The sequence below is a fragment of the Brevundimonas sp. GW460-12-10-14-LB2 genome (genome assembly GCF_001636925.1).
In the GTDB taxonomy this organism is placed as follows: Bacteria; Pseudomonadota; Alphaproteobacteria; order Caulobacterales; family Caulobacteraceae; genus Brevundimonas; species Brevundimonas vesicularis.
Genome location: NZ_CP015511.1, coordinates 3,098,028 through 3,117,200 on the forward strand (window position 1 = coordinate 3,098,028; position 19,173 = coordinate 3,117,200).

Here is a 19,173-nt window from a genome sequence, read left to right on the forward strand (position 1 = left end):
ACGGTCAAGGTTCCGGACCTAGATGGCGAAGTCCTCGGTCGAGAAACGCCCATCCAGCCAGGCGACGATGCGCTCGGCGGCGTCCTCGGGCGACATGGTGGTGGTGTCCACGACGATTTCGGGGCTTTCGGGGGCTTCGTAGGGGCTGTCGATGCCGGTGAAGTTCTTGAGCTTTCCCGCGCGGGCCTTCTTGTACAGACCCTTGACGTCGCGGGCCTCGGCCACCGCCAGGGGCGTGTCGACGTGGACCTCGACGAACTCGCCCTCGCCCAGCAGATCACGGGCCAGGCGGCGCTCGGCGCGGAAGGGCGAGATGAAGCTGACCAGGACGATCAGGCCGGCGTCCACCATCAGTTTGGAAACTTCGGCGACGCGGCGGATGTTCTCGACCCGGTCCTCCTCCGTAAAGCCCAGGTCGCGGTTCAGGCCGTGGCGGACATTGTCGCCGTCCAGCAGATAGGTGTGGCGACCGTCGGCGTGGAGCCGCTTTTCCACCAGATCGGCGATGGTCGATTTGCCCGCGCCCGACAGGCCGGTCAGCCAGACGACGCGGCCTGTCTGGTTCTTGATCGTGGCGCGCGCCGCCTTGTCGACCGACAGCGCCTGCCAGTGGATGTTGTGGGCGCGGCGCAGGGCGAAGTGCAGCAAACCCGCCCCGACCGTGCGGTTCGAGATCCGGTCGATCAGGATGAAACCGCCCAGATCCTTGTTCTGAGCGTAGGAGGCGAAGGCGACGGGGGCGTCCAGGGACAGATTGCAGACGCCGATTTCGTTCAGCTCCAGCCGCTTGGCCGGCTGCTGCTCCAGGGTGTTGACGTTCACCTTGTGCTTGGGCTCGGTGATGGTGGCGCCCACCAGTTTGGCGCCGATCTTGAGCAAGTAAGGCCGGCCCGGCAGCAGGGGTTCGTCGTCCATCCAGACCACCGTGGCCTCGAACTGGTCGGCAGCCTCAGGCGGGGCGTCGGCGCTGGCCAGGACGTCGCCGCGCGAGACATCGATCTCGTCGTCCAGGGTCAGGGTGATTGACTGACCGGCGACGGCCTGATCCAGGTCGCCATCGGCGGTGACGATCCGCGCCACGGTCGAGGCCTTGCCCGACGGCAGGACGCGGACGGGATCGCCTGGGCGCACGGTCCCGGCGGCGATCTGGCCGGAGAAGCCGCGGAAGTCGAGATTGGGCCGGTTGACCCACTGCACCGGCAGGCGGAAGGGGTCGGCCTGAAGAGCGTCCCCGACCTCCAGCGTTTCCAGCAGGGTCATCAGCGGCGGCCCGGCGTACCAGGGCGAATGGGCGCTGGGTTCGGCGATGTTGTCGCCGCGCAGGGCTGACATCGGGATGGCGTCGAAGGCCTGAAGCCCGATCTGGGCGGCGAAGGCGCGGAAGTCGGCGACGATGGCGTCGAACACGGACTGGGACCAGCCCATGAGGTCCATCTTGTTGACCGCCAGGATCACATGGCGGATGCCCAGCAGGCTGACCAGATAGGCGTGACGCCGCGTCTGGGTCAGGACGCCCCGACGCGCGTCGATCAGGATGACGGCGGCGTCGGCGGTCGAGGCGCCGGTGACCATGTTGCGCGTGTACTGTTCGTGGCCGGGCGTATCGGCGACGATGAATTTGCGCTTCTCAGTCGAGAAGAAGCGATAGGCCACATCAATGGTGATGCCCTGTTCCCGCTCGGCGGCCAAGCCGTCGACCAGCAGGGCGAAGTCAATGTCGCCGCCCTGGGTGCCGACGCGGCGACTGTCCGCCTCCAGCGCCGCCATCTGATCCTCGAAGATCATCTTGGAGTCGTACAGCAACCGGCCGATCAGGGTGGACTTGCCGTCGTCCACGCTGCCGCAGGTGATGAAGCGAAGCAGGCTCTTGTGCTGGTGGGCGTCCAGATAGGCGTCGATGTCGCGGGCGATTAGGTCCGATTGGTGGGCCATCAGAAATAGCCCTCCTGCTTCTTCTTCTCCATCGAGGCGGACTGGTCGTGGTCGATCATCCGGCCCTGCCGCTCCGAGGTGGTGGTCAGAAGCATTTCCTGAATGACCTCGGGCAGGGTCGCGGCCGTGCTCTCGACCGCCCCGGTCAGGGGGTAGCAGCCCAGGGTGCGGAAACGGACGGACTTCATCTGGGGCGTCTCGCCGGGGCGCAGCCGGAACCGGTCGTCATCGACCATGATCAGGGCGCCGTCCCGCTCAACCACCGGCCGTTCGGCGGCCAGATACAGCGGCACGATGGGGATCCGCTCCAGGTGGATGTATTGCCAGACGTCCAGCTCGGTCCAGTTTGAGATCGGGAAGACGCGGATGCTCTCGCCGGGCTTTTTGCGCGTGTTGTAGAGCCGCCAGAGTTCGGGGCGCTGGTTCTTTGGGTCCCAACGGTGTTCTGCGGTGCGGAAGGAGAAGATCCGCTCCTTGGCGCGCGACTTCTCCTCGTCGCGCCGGGCGCCGCCGAAGGCTGCGTCGAAGCCGTAATGGTTCAGGGCCTGTTTCAGACCTTCGGTCTTCCACAGGTCCGTGTGCAGGGCCGAGCCGTGATCGAAGGGGTTGATGCCGCGTGCGAGGGCGTCGGGGTTCTGGTGGACCAGCAGCTCGACGCCCAGATCGGCCGCCGCCTGTTCGCGCATCGCGTACATGGCGCGAAACTTCCACGTCGTGTCGACGTGCAGAAGCGGGAAGGGCGGCCTGGACGGATAGAAGGCCTTCTTCGCCAGATGCAGCATGACGGCCGAGTCCTTGCCGATCGAATACAGCATGACCGGGCGCTCGGCCTCGGCCGCCACCTCGCGCAGGATGTGGATGCTCTCGGCCTCCAGGCGCTGAAGGTGCGTCAGGCGCGGCGCGGACAGGGTTGGGTTCGCAGTCAGAATGGCAGTATCCACCGAAGGTCTCCGTCGAGCGGAGGTGACAACGCCAATGTGCGACGTAAGACAAGCGATTGATACTGCCACGTCCTGTGAGATTTCCGACCTGACGGGCAAGAGGTCTAAGAACAGCGTTGTGACGTAGAGGAACCAGGGTCGCGGAAAGCGGCTTATGGCATCAAAACGGAAACGCCCATGTCCAGTCTGAAATCCCTCGCCGCATCCGCCGCCGCCGCGATCGCGCTGGCGGGATGCGTGACCGCACCGTCCCCGTCCGAATATCGCGCGCCGCAGCCGGCCAAGCCGGTGGATGTACAGCGTCTGTGGTCCGGGCGCTGGCACGAGATTGCGCGCCTGCCGGATCGGCTGACCGACGGCTGCGTCGCCGGGGCGTCGATCTATACGCCGGTGGAGGGCACGCGCGTCGATGTGCGCGACACCTGTCAGGTCGGCACGCCGGACGGCAAGGAAAAGGCCATCGGCGGGCGAGGCGAGATCCTCGATCCGGGCACAAACGCCAAGCTGAGGGTCAAATATCTGGCCGGGTTCGTGACCTGGGACTATTGGGTGCTGGACCGGGCGGACGACTACAGCTGGTTCATCTCGGCTGATCCGACCTTCAATCGGCTGTTCATCTACACGCGCGACTTGCCAAACGAGCAGCAGGTGCGCGCCCTGACCGAACGGGCGCGGGCCCTTGGTTATGATGTCAGTCGTCTGGAGTTCCCGGCCCAACCGGCGCGGTAAGGATCAAAGACCATGCGCTCGCCACGGACGGTTTTGTTCGCCTCGACACTGCTCGCGACGGTGATCGGTCTAGGAGCCTGCGCGGGTGGGACAGCCTTGCCCGTCGCGGCGGGGTTTGGTCCGGACCCGCAACTGCCGGCGGCGCGTCAGGGCTTTCTGCCCACCGTCAATATCGCCCCGGCGTCGAGCTGGCCCGAAGGCGCGACGCCGGTCGCGGCGGCGGGTTTGCGCGTACAGGCGTTCGCGACACGCCTGAATCACCCGCGCTGGCTCTATCGCCTGCCCAACGGCGATATTCTTGTCGCGGAGTCGAATGCGCCGCCCAAGCCCGAAGACAAGAAAGGCGGTCTGCGTGGCTGGGTGATGGGCAAGGTCATGGCCAAGGCCGGCGCCGGTGTCCCGAGCCCCAACAAGATCGTCCTGCTGCGGGACGCGGACGGCGATGGGGCGGCGGAGATCAAGACCGATTTCCTGACCGGACTGAAGTCGCCGTTCGGCATGGCTCTGGTCGGCGACCGGCTGTATGTCGCCAACGCCGATGCGGTGGTGGCCTTTCCGTATCGGAGCGGCCAGACGCAGATCGACGCTGCGGCGACGAAGATCGCGGACCTGCCCGCCGGCCGCAATCACCACTGGACCAAGAGCCTTGTCACCAGCCCGGACGGCCGGCGGCTTTATGTCGGGGTCGGATCCAACTCCAACGTCGGCGAAAACGGCCTGGACGAGGAAGTCGACCGCGCCGCCATCCTGGAGATCGATCCCGCGACGGGCGCACGGCGGGTCTATGCCTCGGGCCTGCGCAATCCGGTTGGCATGGACTGGAACCCGCAGACCGGCCAGCTGTGGGTAACGGTCAACGAGCGTGATGAAATCGGCGACGATCTGGTGCCCGACTATATGACTTCGGTCACGCCGGGCGCCTTTTACGGCTGGCCGTGGAGCTATTACGGTCAGACGGTCGATACGCGTCCGCCCGCCAATCCTGCGATGGTCGCGCGCGCGATCCGGCCGGATTACGCCCTGGGCGCGCACACGGCGTCGCTGGGGCTGACGTTCGGACAAGGCGCGAGCCTGTTGCCGCCAGCGCTCCGCTCGGGCGTTTTCGTCGGCCAGCATGGATCGTGGAACCGCAGCGTGCGCAGCGGCTACAAGGTGATCTTCGTGCCGTTCGTCGATGGACGTCCCGCCGGGCCGCCGCAGGATGTTCTGACCGGATTTCTGAACGCCCAGGGTCAGGCTCAGGGCCGGCCCGTGGGAGTGCAGATCGATCGGCAAGGCGCGCTGCTGGTTGCCGATGATGTGGGCAATGTCATCTGGCGCGTTAGCGGGGCCTGAACCTCGATCATAAAAAAAGCCCCGGCCGAAACCGGGGCTTTCCATTATTCTGCTGAGATCAGTTCAGCGGCTGGACCGTGATCGCCGGAGCGGCAGGCGTGGTCACGACGGGAGCCGGGGTCGAAGCTGCGGGCGCGGTGTTCAACTGGCGGGTGCTCGACGTCGAGGCGGCCGGCGCGGTGTAGGGTTGCGGACCCGAAGGCGTAGCCGGCGTCTCAACACGGGCGGCGGCGGGCCGTTCAACGGCCGGCGCAGCGCGACGGGCCACGGGTTCGGTGCGGCGAGCGACCGGCGCAGGCGCGGCGGCCGGCGTCGGGGTCGCAGCCGGCGTCGGCGCGACCTCGGCCGGGGCGGGCGTGACCGGCGCCTGGGCGGCCGTCATCGCGGCGGGCGCGGTCTGCATGGCCGGTGCGGCGGTCTCGGCGGGTTGGGCCGGAGCGGCCTGTTCGCCGCCCATCATCATGGCGACGCCGCTGCCAAGCAGCGCCACCGCGCCGATCGGGGCCAGGATCATCCAGGTCTTCACCGACTTCTTGGACTTGGTCGTGCGAGCGTAACGCGGGACGAAGGTCGTGTCGTCAGCGCGGGCTTCGGTATTGGCGTTGGCATAGGTCATAGACATTGTTTCTGTCCTCCATAACGTCGATCAACCAACCCGCCGTTCCGCAACGGCGTTCCGCGTAAAGCGCAAAAGCCCCGAAGAAACACCGTTTCCGCCCGGAATGGGGCGAAGACCGTGCGCGAGGCCGCCGCATTTGCCGTCAATGCGGCAATAAAAAGCAGGACGGTGCTCTGGATTTCCGCCGCGTCAACCGAACAAATGGATCACGGCTGGACGGCAATTCGTCAGGTTCGCGAAGGATTGCGGACCCTACGGTTGACCCGACCGGCCGCCTTCGTCCATCACCGGACCGGGTGGAACACGCATTGACCGGAGTACGGCGCGCATGGGTTTTGTAGCCAATATCCGTAGGGATGTCCGGTTCGCGCGCGGCCTGTTCCGTCTGTTGAAACGCATCAAGCCGATCGAGTTGGACAGCGACGTCCTGCTCTGCGACGACTTCGAAGAAGCCGTCGACAAATTCGCCGACAACATCGCCATCGACGACGGTCAGCGCGCCCTGACGTATCGCGACCTGGACGCCATGGCCAACCGCTTCGCCCACTGGGCCAAGAACCGGGGCCTGCGTCGCAGCGACACCATCGCCCTGATGATGACCAACCGGATCGAGTATCTGGCGGCGTGGATCGGCTTCTCCAAGGTCGGCATCGCGACGGCCCTGATCAACACCAATCTGAACGGGCAGGGGCTGGCCCACTGTCTGGCCATCTCCAAGGCGTTCAACGTCGTCGCGGACGAGGATTGCTGGCGTCAGATCGAGGAGGCGCGGCCTCTGGTCGATCACAACCTGGCGCTCTGGGTTCTGGGCCTGACTGACGATCTGGAGACCAGCGACCGTCGCGGCCTGGACAAGCCCGTGCGCGGCGGGTCTTCGGTGCGACCGTCCAAGTCGGCGCGCGAAGGCCTGACCAACCGCGACACCGCCCTTTATATCTACACCTCCGGCACGACCGGTCTGCCCAAGGCCGCGCGCATCCCGCATTCGCGCGCCCGCACCTATATGCGCGCCTTCGCCGGCGCCACGCGTTCGACGCCCGAGGACCGGATCTTCAACGTCTTGCCGCTGTATCACTCGACCGGCGGCCTGGTCGGCGTGGGCGCGGCGCTGCTGAACGGCGCGCGGCTGGTGATCCGCAAGAAGTTTTCGGCCAGCACCTTCTGGCCCGACGTGCGCTCGTCGGGCGCGACCATGTTCGTCTATATCGGCGAGCTGTGCCGCTATCTGGTCAACTGCCCGCCGCACGAGGACGAGACCAAGCACAAGCTGCGTCTGGCGTTCGGCAACGGCCTGCGCGCCGATGTCTGGCCCGACTTCCAAAGCCGGTTCAAGATTCCTGACATCCTGGAATTCTACGGCTCGACCGAAGGCAATGTCTCGCTGTTCAACTTCGACGGCAAGCAGGGCGCGATCGGTCGGGTGCCGAGCTTCCTGAAGTCGCAGATCAATATTCGCCTGGTCGAGTTCGACGTGGAGACCGAACAGCCGATCCGCGGCTCGGACGGTCTGTGTCGTCTGGCGCGCGTCGGCGAGGTCGGCGAGGCCATCGGCCTGATCGGAAACGACATCCGCCACGACTTCTCGGGCTATGCCGACAAGGCCGCCTCGCAGAAGAAGATCCTGACCGACGTGTTCAAGAAGGGCGACCGCTGGTTCCGCACCGGCGACCTGATGAAGCAGGACAAGGAAGGCTATTTCTACTTCGTCGATCGGATGGGCGACACCTTCCGCTGGAAGGGCGAGAACGTCTCGACCTCCGAGGTCGAACAGGTGCTGATGGACGCGCCGGGCGTGACCGAAGCCATCGTCTATGGCGTGCCTGTGCCGGCCCAGGACGGCAAGGCCGGCATGGCGGCCCTGGTGGTGGAAGGCAAGTTCGACGCCCAGGCCTTCTCCGACCATGTCGAGGCCAAGCTGCCTGCCTATGCTCAGCCGGTCTTCGTGCGGTTGATCAAATCGGCGGAGACGACCGGCACCTTCAAATACCGTAAGGCCGATCTGGTGGTCGACGGTTTCGATCCGTCCAAGACCGGCGCCGCCCTCTATGTGCGGGGCGGGGCTGCGGGCTATCAGAAGCTGACGGCGGCCGGACGCAACGCCATTCTGAAGGGCGAAACCCGGCTATAGCGACTGGGAAGGCGGCGTTCGCGAAACGCCGTCTTAATGATTAATGGCGATAGTCCCGACCTCTCGCGTCAGGATTGTTCGCCTCCATGTTCCAGATCATCGGCATCGTGCTGCTGTTCGGCCTCGTCTTCGGCAGCTACGCCATTTCGGGCGGCAAGTTCGAAGTGATCCTGCACGCCGCGCCGCACGAGCTGATGGCCATCGGCGGGGCGGGCATCGCCGCCTTCCTGATCTCCAACTCCTTGCCGGTGATCAAGGGGTCCATGGCGGGGCTGGGCAAGACCTTCGCTGGGCCGAAGTGGAAGAAGCAGGACTATAAGGACCTGCTGTCGCTGCTGTTCCAGCTGACCAAGACGATGAAGTCCAAGGGCGTGGTGGCGCTGGAAAGCCATATCGAAAAGCCCAAGGAGTCGACCATCTTCCAGAAGTATCCCAAGGTGCTGAAGGACCATTTCGCCGTCGACTTCATCTGCGACACCCTGCGGATGATGACGATGAACCTGGAAGATCCGCACCAGGTCGAGGATGCGATGGAAAAGCAGCTCGAAAAGCACCATCACGAGCATCTGGAAAACGCCCATGCGCTTCAGAACCTGGCCGACGGCCTGCCTGCTCTGGGCATCGTCGCCGCCGTGCTGGGGGTCATCAAGACCATGGGATCGATCACCGAGCCGCCCGAGGTTCTGGGCGGCATGATCGGCGGCGCCCTGGTCGGCACCTTTATGGGCGTGTTCTTGGCCTATGGTCTGGTCGGTCCGTTCGCGGCGCGCCTGACGGCGATCATCAACGAGGAAGCCGCCTACTATAAGATCATTCAGTCGGTGCTGGTCGCCCACCTGCACGGCAACGCCGCCCAGATTTCGGTCGAGATCGGCCGGGGCGACATCCCGTCATCGGCGCAGCCGTCGTTTGGCGAGATGGAAGAGGCGCTGAACAGCATCACTGCCGACTGATCCCGACTTTCCTGATCTTAACTTGCCCTGCCGCGCGCGGCGGCCCTATCGTTTGCGCCAAGAGACGTTCCGGTCTCGCAAGCTTCGGAGACATCTTCATGCGTATCAAAGCCCTCGTCGCCGCATCCGCCGCGCTCCTGGTCCTGGCCGCCTGCAGCAAGGCCCCGGAAGAGAAGGCCGAAGCGCCGTCCACCGATGCGGTCGAGGCCGCCGGCAGCGCAGAAGAAGCCGCGCTGACGGTCGATCAGGCCGCCAAGGACGCCGAAGCGGCGGCCAATCAGGCCATTCAGGAAGACACCGCCGCCCAGGCGGCCACGACGATGCAGGGCGCCGACGCCTCCGCCGCGGCGCCGGTTCCCGTCGCGCCGGCCGAACCTGCGCATGGTCCGGCGGCCGCCCACTAGGCCGCGTCGAAACCAAAGCCCAAAGAGGCCGCTCCGACGGGGGCGGCCTTTTTCATGTCGGCGACGAAGGTGCTAGAGCCGCGCGATGACGCCTGATGATGACGCCTCGCCCCTGCTCACCTGGACCGAAGAGGGCGAGCCGCGCTCCGGCCGGTTCGGCGACGTCTATTTCTCGCGCGATGACGGCCTGGCCGAAACGCGGGCGGTGTTTCTGGAAGGTTGCGGCCTGCCGGACGCCTGGATGGGACGGGATCATTTCACGGTGGCCGAGCTGGGGTTCGGCACGGGGTTGAACATCGCCGCCCTGCTGTATCTGTGGCGACGGACGCGGCCCGAGGGCGGGCGGCTGCACATTTTTTCTATCGAGGGGTTTCCGCTGACGGCGGCGGAAGCGGCGCGGGCGCTGGGCGCCTGGCCGGCACTTGCGGAGGCGACCGAGGCCTTGATCGCAAACTGGCCGGCCGCGACGCCGGGCTTTCACCGGGTGGATCTGCCCGGCTTCGACGCCGTGCTGGACCTGGCGGTGGGCGATGCGGCCTGGGCGCTGGAGCAGTGGTCGGGAGTGGCGGATGCCTGGTTCCTGGACGGTTTCTCGCCTGCGCTGAACCCGGGCATGTGGTCGCCCGAAGTGATGGCCTTGATCGCCGAGCGCTCGGCGCCGGGCGCGCGCCTGGCCACCTTCACCGTCGCCGGAGCCGTGCGGCGGGGCCTGGCTGGGCAGGGCTTCATCGTCGAGAAGCGCCCCGGTCATGGCCGCAAGCGCGAGCGGCTTGAGGCGCGTCTCCCCTCAGTGTTCGAACCGTCACCGCCGCCCCGTGTCGCCGTGATCGGCGCGGGTATCGCCGGCGCATCGGTGGCGCGCGCGCTGAAGGCGCAGGGCCTCCGGGCCGTGGTGTTCGAGGGTGAGCGCCCGGGCGCGGGCGGCTCCGGCTTTCCGGCGGCCCTAGTTACGCCGCGCCTGGATGCCGGCGACCTCGGCATCGCCGCCCTGCACGCCCAGGCGCTGGAGCGGACGGCACATCTGTATGCCTCGATCCCGGATGCCGTAACGGGCCACGGCGTGCTGCAACTCCCCCAGGCGCTGCGGGATGCGGTCCGGTTCGAAAAGATCGCTCGCCAGCCGATCTGGAATGACGTTGACATGGCGGTGCTGGACGAAGGGGCGGCGTCAGCCGTCGCCGGCGAAGCAACGGGGCAAGGCGGTCTGCTGATGAAGGGAGCATTCGCGGTGCGCCCTGCGACGGTGCTCTCGAAATGGTTTTCGGACGCGGAGACGCGCTCTGAGCGCGTGACACGGCTGGAGCGCGCCGACGGCCGCTGGCGCTTGATTGGCGAAGCCGACGTCGTGCTGGGCGAGGTCGATGCGGTGGTTCTCGCCGCCGGTTGGGGATCGGCCGCCCTGTTGGAAGGGTTCGACCAGACGCCGCGCCTGTCGCCCGTGCGGGGGCAGGCGGACTGGATCGACGGCGACGTGACCATCCACCCCATGGCTTGGGGCGGCTATGCGGTTCCAACGGGCCAAGGCGTGCTGTTCGGCGCGACCCATGACCGGGGCGACACCGACACGGCGCCGCGCGAGGACGACGGCGTACGAAATCTGGCGACCTTGGAAGCGCGCTTGCCGGCGTTGGCCAAGCGCATCACGGCGGCCGGGCCGGTGCAGCATCGGGCTGCAGTCCGCGCCACGACGCCGGATCGCCTGCCTGTAGCGGGCGCTCTCGATGACGGTCTCTATGTGCTCGGCGGTCTAGGGTCGCGCGGCTTTTGCGTCGCGCCCTTGCTGGGCGAGCATGTCGCCGCCGTCATCCTTGATCAGCCCTCGCCCCTGCCGCGCGATCTGGCGGCGCGCGTGTCGCCACGGCGGTCTGCGGTTCTGACGGACGGCCTTGCATCGTTCTCGCCGACGCGCGCAGGATGAAGCGGGGGCTTGTTCAGGAGTTGAATATGCATCGTCTCATTCTGTCGTCTGCGGCTCTCCTCGTACTGTCGGCCTGTGCGCCGTCGCCGGGCGTGACGACGGCCAGCCGCGCCGACGCCGGCCAGTGCTTCCGGCCCAATCTGGTGCGCAACTTCACCGCGCCGAACGACCAGACCCTGTATGTTCGCACGACGGACGCCGGGGTGTTTCAGATCGAAACTCCCTTCTGTCGCGACATGACCCGCGCCCTGTCGATCGCGCTGGAACCTGTCGCCGGATCGGGCCGCCTGTGTCCCGGCGATCAGGCCTCACTGCTCAGCCCGGCGACGGGCCCTCATCCGTGCCGCGTGCGCATCGCAAAGAAGCTGACAACCGCAGAGCTCGAGGCCCTGCCGTCTCGCGATCGGCCCTGATCGAAAACGCTTTTGAAGCCTTCGGGAGAGATTGAATTCTCGCGCGGGCGGGTATGAAATGATCGTCTTGCCTGGGGAGGGAAGAGGATGATCAGAATAACTGGCGTGGCGGCGATCCTGGCGACGGCGGCGATCGCATCGCCATCGTCGGCCGAAAGCTGGGCCACGTTTTCACGCAGCGACACCACCGTCTATCTGGTGGATATAGATGCGCTGACGCCGGTGGACGGCGTGGCCACGACGCGGATGGCGCGGGTGCCCGCGCGCGGCGAGGCGACCAATCTCAGCCATGAAACCGAAGAGGTCATGGTGCGGTGTTCGGACGGCCAGTCGCGTTCGGGCGCAACGGTGACCTATGGTGCGGACGGGGGGGAAACCGATCGCTATTCCGAGGACACGCCGTGGGAAGCGACGCCGGCCGGCGGCATCTATGGCGCAATCAAATCCTTCGCCTGTGAGGACATGCGGCCCCAGACGGCGGCCTTCCCGACCATCCAGGCCTTCATCGCGGGCGGACGCGGCCAGTAGGCCGCGCCCCTTTCGCCGTCAGACGTCGACGGCGGCGTCCAGGGCGTTGTCCTGGATGAACTCGCGCCGGGGTTCGACCACGTCGCCCATCAGTTTGGCGAACAGGTCGTTGGCGTCTTCCTCGTGCTCGACCGAGACCTGCAACAGGGTGCGGGCGTTGACGTCCAGCGTCGTCTCCCACAGCTGCTCGGGGTTCATTTCGCCCAGGCCCTTGTAGCGCTGGATCGACAGGCCCTTCTTGCCCGCGTCCAGCACGGCGGTCAGCAGGTCCAGTGGACCGCGAATGGTCGTGGACTTGTCCTTGCGGCGGTAGGTGGCGGGGGCGACGAAGACGCCGTCGAAAGCGCTTGCGCGTTCGGCCAGGCGACGGGCGTCCAGCGAGCGGATCAGGGTTTCTTCCAGCACGATCGTCTCCTGCACCGCGCGACGGGTGCGGGTGAAGACCACGGCGCCCTGTTCGCCCGGCGCGCCGGTCCAGTCGCCGTCGCCCTCTTCGGCATAGAGGTTCAGGCGCACGGCGGCGGCGGCCGAGGCGGTCGCCATGTCCGAATGCTCGGCGAACAGACCGGCGAGCGCCGCCTGTTCGATGGCGAAGGCGGGGGCGCGCTGGCTGAGGCGATCGACGCCCGCGCTGAAGGCCTTGGCCTCGCGCACCAAGGATTGCAGGTCCAGACCCAGGCGACGCTCGCCCGTGGACAGGTCCAACTCCGCCTCTGACGCGCCTTCCTCGATCAGATAGGCGTCCATCTCGGCCTGATCCTTCAGGTAGCGCGACTGCTTGCCCTTAGAGACCTTATAGAGGGGCGGCTGGGCGATGTAGACGTGGCCGCGCGTGATCAGCTCGGGCATCTGGCGATAGAAGAAGGTCAGCAGCAGGGTGCGGATGTGGGCGCCGTCGACGTCGGCGTCCGCCATCAGAATGATCTTGTGATAGCGCAGCTTGTCGGCGTTGAAGTCGTCGCGGCCGATGCCGGTGCCGAGCGCCAGGATCAGCGTGCCGATCAGGTCCGACGACAGCATCCGGTCAAAACGCGCGCGCTCGACGTTCAGGATCTTGCCGCGCAGGGGCAAGACGGCCTGGTTCTCGCGGTTGCGCGCCTGTTTGGCTGAGCCGCCGGCGGAATCGCCCTCGACGATGAACAGTTCGGACTTGGCGGGATCGCGCTCCTGGCAGTCGGCCAGCTTGCCCGGCAGGCTCGAGATTTCCAGCGCGGACTTGCGCCGCGTCAGGTCGCGGGCCTTGCGGGCGGCCTCACGCGCCGACGCCGCCTCGATGATCTTGGCCACGATCTGCTTGGCCTCGACCGGATGTTCCTCGAACCAGGTCGCCAGGCCTTCCGAGCACAGGCTTTCGACGGCCGGACGCACTTCGGAGGAGACCAGCTTGTCCTTGGTCTGGGAGCTGAACTTGGGATCCGGCACCTTGACCGACAGGACGCAGGTCAGGCCCTCGCGCGCATCCTCGCCGGTGACGGAGACCTTCTCCTTCTTGCCGGCGCCCGAGCTCTCGATATAGCCGCCCATGACGCGGGTCAGGCTGGCGCGGAAGGCCGATAGGTGGGTGCCTCCATCCCGCTGGGGGATGTTGTTGGTGAAGCACAGCATGGTCTCGTGGTAGCTGTCGTTCCACCACAGGGCGAGATCCAGTTCGATCCCTTCCTTCTTGCCGCGAATGACGATGACGTCCTTCAGGATCGGCGTTTTGGACTTGTCGAGGTGGCGCACGAAGGCTTCGACACCGCCCTCGTAGTGCAGGATCATCTCGACCGGCTCGGCGTGGCGCTGGTCGGCCAGCTTGATGACCACGCCCGAGTTCAGGAAGGCCAGTTCGCGCAGACGGTGTTCCAGCGTCTTCAGGTCGAAGTCGATGTGGCTGAAGGTCGTGACGGACGGGAAGAAGGTGACCTCGGTGCCGCTCAGCGGCTTGCCGGTGTCCTCGCGAATGGGGGCGTCGCCGGTGACTTCCAGCGACTTGACCGTGTCGCCGCGCTCGAAGCGCATCTGGTGCGCCTTGCCGTCGCGATAGATCTTCAGCTCCAGCCAGTCGGAAAGGGCGTTGACCACGGACACGCCCACGCCGTGCAGACCGCCGGACACCTTGTAGGAGTTCTGGTCGAACTTACCGCCGGCGTGCAACTGGGTCATGATGACCTCGGCCGCCGAGACGCCTTCGCCTTCGTGGATGCCGGTGGGAATGCCGCGGCCGTTGTCGGTCACGGTGACCGAGCCGTCGCTGTTCAGGATGACCTGGACCAGGTCGGCGTGGCCGGCCAGGGCCTCGTCGATGGCGTTATCGACCACCTCATAGACCATGTGGTGCAGGCCCGAGCCGTCGTCGGTGTCGCCGATATACATGCCGGGGCGTTTGCGCACGGCGTCCAGGCCTTTGAGAACCTTGATGGAATCGGCGCCGTATTCAGGCAGGTCGGCAATCGGATCGGTCATGAAGTCATTGGCTCTGAAGTCCCGACCGGGACGGGGATGGAGCGCCGGACCCGGCGCTCGAATCGACGGCGGGATCGCACCGCGCCGAGGCCCGCAACATATAGGAAATTCCGGCGAAAAAGCGAGGAATTCCGCGATTGGAGCCTAGTCGGTTTCTAGCGCGCCGCCGGCTACGCGTACGAACTGGGCGCGGCCTTCCAGACCGGCGAACAGGTCGCGTTCGGTCCCGGTCATGAAGGCCTGCAGATCCAGCGCCGTGATCTCGTCGAACAGGGCCGTGCGGCGCGCCTCGTCGAGGTGGGCGGGGGCTTCGTCCAGCAGCAGGATCGGGCGCGCAGCATGATCTGAAAGCCGCGCGATCTGGGCCAAAATCAGGTTCAGGACCAAGGCCTTCTGCTCGCCCGAAGAGCCCTCGGCCGCAGGGCGCTGTTTCTCGCGGTGAAGCGCGGTCAGGTCGGTGCGGTGCGGCCCGAACAGCGAGCGGCCGGCGGCGCCGTCGCGGGCGCGGGCCTTGGCCAGGCCCTCGCGGATGGCGGCGGCGATCTCGTCCTCCTCGGCGCCCGCTTCGGCCATCTGTTCAGCGGCGCCGTCCAGACCCAGGTCGGCCTGGGGGAAGGGACGATCGCTGCGGGCGTCGATGGCGGCCTGAAGCGCGTGCAGGGCGGCGACGCGGGCGAGGGCGGCGCGGGCTCCGGCCTCACCCAGCCGGGCCTCCAGAGCGTCTAGCCAGACGGGGTCGGCCTCACGCCCGTCCTGGGCGTCGTTCAGCAGACGCAGCCGCTCACGCAAGGCCTTTTCATAGGCGGAGACGCTCGCGGCGTGATCGGGATCGGCGGCGAAGACCAACCGGTCGAAGAACTTCAGCCGCTCGGCGCGCGCGTCCGAAAACAGACGGTCCTGTTCCGGCGTCGCCCAGACGGGACGCAGATAGTCGAGCAGCCGCCCCGGCTGGGCAGTCTCGCCGTCGATCCGCACGATGCGCCGCGCGGCGCCCGCCGCCTGCACGCCGGTGCCCAGCCGCGTCTCATCATCCAGTTCGACCATGACCGCCCAGGCGCGTCCGGTCGCCTGGCCCGGCTCGCGCCGGCCCATCTCGGCGGCAGTCGCGCCGCGCAGCCCCTTGCCGGGGGTCAGCAGGCTGATCGCCTCTAGCAGATTGGTCTTTCCCGCCCCGTTCGGGCCATGAAGCACCACAGGCCCGGAGGTCATCTCCAGCCGCGCCCCTGCATAGGAGCGGAAGTCGGTGAGTGTGAGGGAGGTGATCACGCTCGCTCTCTAACGCGCGTGAGGCAGGATTACACCCGCAGCGGCATCAGCACATATTGAACGCCGGGATCGCCCGGATCGAGCACCAGGGTCGGCGAGGCCGGGTCGGCGAAGCGGAAGGCGGCGTTTTCGCCCGTGATCTGGCCGGCGACGTCCAGCAGATAGCGGGCGTTGAAGCCGATTTCGAACGGTTCGTCGGAATAGCCGATCTCGACCTCTTCCTCGGCCTGGCCGGCTTCCATGTTGCGTACGGTCAGCTTCACCCGGTCGTTGTCGAACGCCAGTTTCACCGAACGGCTCTTCTCGGCCGAGATGGTGGCGACGCGGTCGACGGCCTTGGCGAACAGGGCGTTGTCGATGTCGGCCTGTTTGTCGTTGCCGCGCGGGATGACGCGCAGATAGTCGGGGAAGGCGCCGTCGATGACCTTGGAGGTCAGGGACGCCTCGCCCATCTGGAAGCGGATCTTCTGGGCCGAGACGGTGACCTCCACCGCGCCGCCGGCGTCGTCCAGCAGGCGACGGACCTGATCCACGGTCTTGCGCGGCACGATGACGCCGGGGCCGCCGGCTGCGCCCTCGGGCGCCGGGGTTTCGGCCAGGGCCAGGCGGTGGCCGTCGGTGGCGACGGCGCGCAACAGCGGAATGCCAGCCTCGGCGACCGTGTGCAGATACAAGCCGTTCAGATAGTAGCGCGTTTCCTCGGTCGAGACCGCGAACCGGGTCTTGTCGATCAGGCGGGCCAGATCCTCCTTGGGCAGGACATAGGAGGCGCCGGCGCTGTCAGTGGACATGACGGGGAAGTCGCCCGCCGGCAGGACCGGCAGGTTGAAGCGCGACCGGCCGGCCGAGACGACCAGGCGGGGATCGTCGCCCGAATAGAGCAACGAGACCTCGGCGCCTTCCGGCAGCTTGCGCACGATCTCGTACAGGGTGTGGGCGGGAGCCGTGATCTGACCCTCGACCTGAACCTGGGCCTCGGCCTCGTCCACCATTTCCATGTCCAGATCGGTGGCGGCGAAGGCCAGCCGGTCGCGGCCCGCGCTCAGCAGGACGTTGGACAGGATCGGAATGGTGTTTCGACGTTCGACGACGCTCTGCACGTGGCCCAGGGCCTTCAGGAGCGCGGATCGTTCGATGGTCAGCTGCATGTCGTCTCGCCCGGCGCGGCCGACTCGCAAGGCGGCTGCGGTTAAGTGACCTGGGACACTAGCGGATTGCGCGGCGGGAGCAACGGGTCAGACCCGCTGCTCCACAGCTTCAGCCCCGCAGCTTGCGAGTCAGCGCCTCGACGTCGCGGGCGATCTGATCGTCCTGCGGCATCAGCTCCTCGATCTTGCGCACGCCGTGCAGGACCGTGGTGTGGTCGCGCCCGCCGAAACGGCGACCGATGTCGGGGTAGGAGCGGGTCGTGTGCTGCTTGCACAGATACATGGCGATCTGGCGCGGGCGGGCGACCGAACGGGTGCGGCGCTCGCTGAGCAGGTCGGCCTGTTTCATGTTGAAGTGGTCAGCGACCGTCTTCTGAATCTCGTCCACGGTGATGCGGCGCTCGGGCCCGCCGCGCATGGCCATGCCCAGCAGGGTCGAGGCTTCATCGACCGAGACCGACGACAGGCGCGCGCCGGCAGCGGCGGCCAGGGTATTCACGGCGCCCTCGAGCTCGCGCATCGAGCCGGGGGTGCGGTCCACCAGCTGGGCCAGGACCTCCGGGTTGGCCTCGCCCTGGACGACGCCCAGAGCCGACAGCGCCTTCAGACGGTTCTGGGCCACGGCGATCTTCAGCTCGCGGTCGCCTGCCTCGACCGGGCAGGTCAGGCCGGCGGCGAGGTGACTGCGCAGGCGCGGCTCGACCTCGGTCAGGGCCATGGGCGCACGGTCGGCCGAGAAGACGATGCGTTTGCCGTCCTCGATCAGGGCGGTCAGGGTCGAGAGCAGTTCTTCCTGGGTCGACGTCTTGCCGCCCACGAACTGGACGTCGTCCAGCAGCAGCATGTCGGCCGAGCGCAGGCTTTCCTTGAAGGCGGCGGTCGAGCGGTCTTGCATCGCCTTGACGAAGGTCGACAGGAAACGTTCGGCGGTCAGATAGACGACCTTGGCCTCAGGCCGCAGACGCTGGGCCTCCCAGGCGATGGCGTTCAGCAGGTGGGTCTTGCCGTAGCCATAGGGGCCGCAGAAGAAGACGGGGTTGAAGTGTCCGTCGGCCCAGCTGGCCACCTGTTTGGCGATGGCCAGGGCGAAGGCGTTGCCCTGACCCTCGACGAAGCTGTCGAACGTCAGGCGATCCTGCAGACCGGCGGCGCGCACCGCGCGGGCGCCGTCAGCGCTGATCGGGGCGGCGGGCGCCATCTGCGGCGTGGCGGCGAAGGCGGCCAGGCGCGGGGCGGCGTCCACCACATTGCCCGGCATCACGGCCGAGGCCGGCGGGGCCGAACCCACTTCGGCGCGGCAGCGCACCTCGAGACGGCGCGACAGGCCGTCCAGGCCCAGCCACAGCTCGTTCATGCGACGCAGGGCGTTCTTGCGCACCCAGTCGCGGGCATAGGCGGTCGGGGTGACCAGGATCAGATGGCCGGCGTTGTCCAGGCGGACGGCCGACGGGGCGATGTAGGAGGAGAAGGGACCATCGCCGATTTCAGCGCGCAGGCGCACGGACGCCTCGCTCCAGATACGGTCCGGATCCGTCAGTCCCGACGTCTTCGTTCCGCCTGCCATCGCCGTTGCGCCCCCAACCATCTTTGCCCGCCCACCTTAGAAGAACCATTCCGACCTTCCGCGCTTCAGGGCGATGGCTCAGGGACGACTTCTCCTGCGCCGAAAAGCGAGGCTTTTCGGACGGGGTCTAACCTCTGAACAGACATCTCCCGCCAACGCGAAACCTAAGCTCCGCGCCGTCTTCATCCGTGCTGGGATGGAAGTGCGTTAGAGGCCAAAACTTACGCCGAGAGCCGGGTGGGTCAACGCTGATTCGTTGGTCGATTCGCAGTTAAATTGTTTGACTCCGCCAAACCCTGACACCGCTTGGAATTTCGGAGAGATCGGGGCTCGTCGATCGCAGTTTTGAATTTTGACAGTTAGCGCTGCAACGCAAAACGGCGAAGGAGCTTGCGCGCCTTCGCCGTTGATATTGCTTTATAATCCCACAACGAAACAGCGACAGCTGCTCCGTCCGCTGTTGGATTAATTTTGGCTCAGGCGGCCGACAGCTTCTTCAGCTGGGCGGCAAGGCGCGAGACCTTGCGCGAGCCGGTGTTCTTGTGAACGACGCCCTTGGAGACGGCGCGCATCAGCTCGGACTGAGCCTCGATGAAGGCGGTCTTGGCGACGGCGGCGTCGCCGCCGGCCAGAGCTTCCTGGAACTTGCGCAGATAGGTGCGGACGCGCGAACGGCGCGCCTTGTTCACTTCGGTACGCGCTTCGATCTTGCGGATCGCCTTGCGGGCGCCGGGGTTGTTGGCCATGTCAAACCTTCGAACGGAAAACGCCGCGGAGCACACGTCCACGGCGCGGAAATCTCAAGAGGGCGGGCCTATAGCCGAAAGCCCGGAGGCGGTCAACGCGGAGT

16 protein-coding genes are annotated in these 19,173 nt (G+C 66.7%); 8 read left to right on the forward strand and 8 right to left on the reverse strand.

What is annotated here, in order from left to right:
• Positions 1-18 precede the first annotated feature (18 nt).
• Both cysN and cysD read right to left on the reverse strand, forming a co-directional pair.
• Positions 19-1,932 carry a sulfate adenylyltransferase subunit CysN gene (gene cysN, locus A4249_RS15300; protein ID WP_066554201.1) on the reverse strand — a complete coding sequence of 638 codons (1,914 nt, stop codon included), beginning with the start codon at positions 1,930-1,932 and terminating at the stop codon, positions 19-21.
• Positions 1,932-2,873, reverse strand: coding sequence for a sulfate adenylyltransferase subunit CysD (gene cysD, locus A4249_RS15305; protein ID WP_066554203.1), 942 nt, complete (start codon positions 2,871-2,873; stop codon positions 1,932-1,934). The genes cysN and cysD overlap by 1 nt, the downstream gene beginning before the upstream one ends.
• Positions 2,874-3,050: 177 nt before the next feature.
• Between cysD and A4249_RS15310 the strand changes: the two genes are divergently transcribed.
• The gene (locus A4249_RS15310) at positions 3,051-3,602 is read left to right on the forward strand and encodes a lipocalin family protein (RefSeq protein WP_082854198.1); all 552 of its coding nucleotides are present in this window, start codon (positions 3,051-3,053) and stop codon (positions 3,600-3,602) included.
• Positions 3,603-3,614: 12 nt separating this feature from the next.
• Positions 3,615-4,937, forward strand: a complete 1,323-nt coding sequence (locus A4249_RS15315; RefSeq protein ID WP_066554206.1) for a PQQ-dependent sugar dehydrogenase — start codon at positions 3,615-3,617, stop codon at positions 4,935-4,937.
• A gap of 58 nt (positions 4,938-4,995) precedes the next feature.
• Here the strand turns inward: A4249_RS15315 and A4249_RS15320 are convergent, their stop codons facing one another.
• Positions 4,996-5,559, reverse strand: coding sequence for a hypothetical protein (locus tag A4249_RS15320; protein WP_156494729.1), 564 nt, complete (start codon positions 5,557-5,559; stop codon positions 4,996-4,998).
• Between the two features lie 325 nt (positions 5,560-5,884).
• On the opposite strand from A4249_RS15320, the gene A4249_RS15325 reads away from it, so the two are divergent.
• The 6 genes from A4249_RS15325 to A4249_RS15350 all read left to right on the forward strand — a co-directional run bounded on the left by A4249_RS15325 (position 5,885) and on the right by A4249_RS15350 (position 11,900).
• Positions 5,885-7,684, forward strand: a complete 1,800-nt coding sequence (locus A4249_RS15325; RefSeq protein ID WP_066554210.1) for a long-chain-acyl-CoA synthetase — start codon at positions 5,885-5,887, stop codon at positions 7,682-7,684.
• An 86-nt stretch (positions 7,685-7,770) separates the two neighbouring features.
• The gene (gene motA / locus A4249_RS15330) at positions 7,771-8,637 is read left to right on the forward strand and encodes a flagellar motor stator protein MotA (protein WP_055754172.1); all 867 of its coding nucleotides are present in this window, start codon (positions 7,771-7,773) and stop codon (positions 8,635-8,637) included.
• 98 nt (positions 8,638-8,735) lie between these two features.
• Positions 8,736-9,041, forward strand: a complete 306-nt coding sequence (locus A4249_RS15335) for a hypothetical protein (RefSeq protein WP_066554212.1) — start codon at positions 8,736-8,738, stop codon at positions 9,039-9,041.
• An 85-nt stretch (positions 9,042-9,126) separates the two neighbouring features.
• Complete coding sequence (gene mnmD / locus A4249_RS15340) at positions 9,127-10,959, forward strand: tRNA (5-methylaminomethyl-2-thiouridine)(34)-methyltransferase MnmD (RefSeq protein ID WP_066554219.1); 1,833 nt, start codon at positions 9,127-9,129, stop codon at positions 10,957-10,959.
• A gap of 26 nt (positions 10,960-10,985) precedes the next feature.
• The gene (locus tag A4249_RS15345) at positions 10,986-11,372 is read left to right on the forward strand and encodes a DUF6491 family protein (protein WP_066554222.1); all 387 of its coding nucleotides are present in this window, start codon (positions 10,986-10,988) and stop codon (positions 11,370-11,372) included.
• A gap of 87 nt (positions 11,373-11,459) precedes the next feature.
• A complete protein-coding gene (locus A4249_RS15350) occupies positions 11,460-11,900 on the forward strand; it encodes a hypothetical protein (RefSeq protein WP_066554223.1) in 441 nt (146 codons plus the stop codon).
• Between the two features lie 18 nt (positions 11,901-11,918).
• Here A4249_RS15350 and gyrB read toward each other — a convergent pair whose 3' ends face one another.
• The 5 genes from gyrB to rpsT form a co-directional block, all read right to left on the reverse strand.
• A complete protein-coding gene (gyrB, locus tag A4249_RS15355; RefSeq protein WP_066554229.1) occupies positions 11,919-14,345 on the reverse strand; it encodes a DNA topoisomerase (ATP-hydrolyzing) subunit B in 2,427 nt (808 codons plus the stop codon).
• Between the two features lie 144 nt (positions 14,346-14,489).
• Positions 14,490-15,611 (reverse strand): DNA replication/repair protein RecF, encoded by a 1,122-nt coding sequence (recF, locus tag A4249_RS15360; RefSeq protein ID WP_066554230.1) that lies wholly within the window; start codon positions 15,609-15,611, stop codon positions 14,490-14,492.
• A gap of 29 nt (positions 15,612-15,640) precedes the next feature.
• Positions 15,641-16,759 carry a DNA polymerase III subunit beta gene (dnaN, locus tag A4249_RS15365; protein WP_055806769.1) on the reverse strand — a complete coding sequence of 373 codons (1,119 nt, stop codon included), beginning with the start codon at positions 16,757-16,759 and terminating at the stop codon, positions 15,641-15,643.
• A 109-nt stretch (positions 16,760-16,868) separates the two neighbouring features.
• Positions 16,869-18,344 carry a chromosomal replication initiator protein DnaA gene (gene dnaA / locus A4249_RS15370; RefSeq protein WP_370458459.1) on the reverse strand — a complete coding sequence of 492 codons (1,476 nt, stop codon included), beginning with the start codon at positions 18,342-18,344 and terminating at the stop codon, positions 16,869-16,871.
• Positions 18,345-18,799: 455 nt separating this feature from the next.
• Positions 18,800-19,069, reverse strand: a complete 270-nt coding sequence (gene rpsT / locus A4249_RS15375; RefSeq protein WP_017505938.1) for a 30S ribosomal protein S20 — start codon at positions 19,067-19,069, stop codon at positions 18,800-18,802.
• Positions 19,070-19,173: the final 104 nt, after the last annotated feature.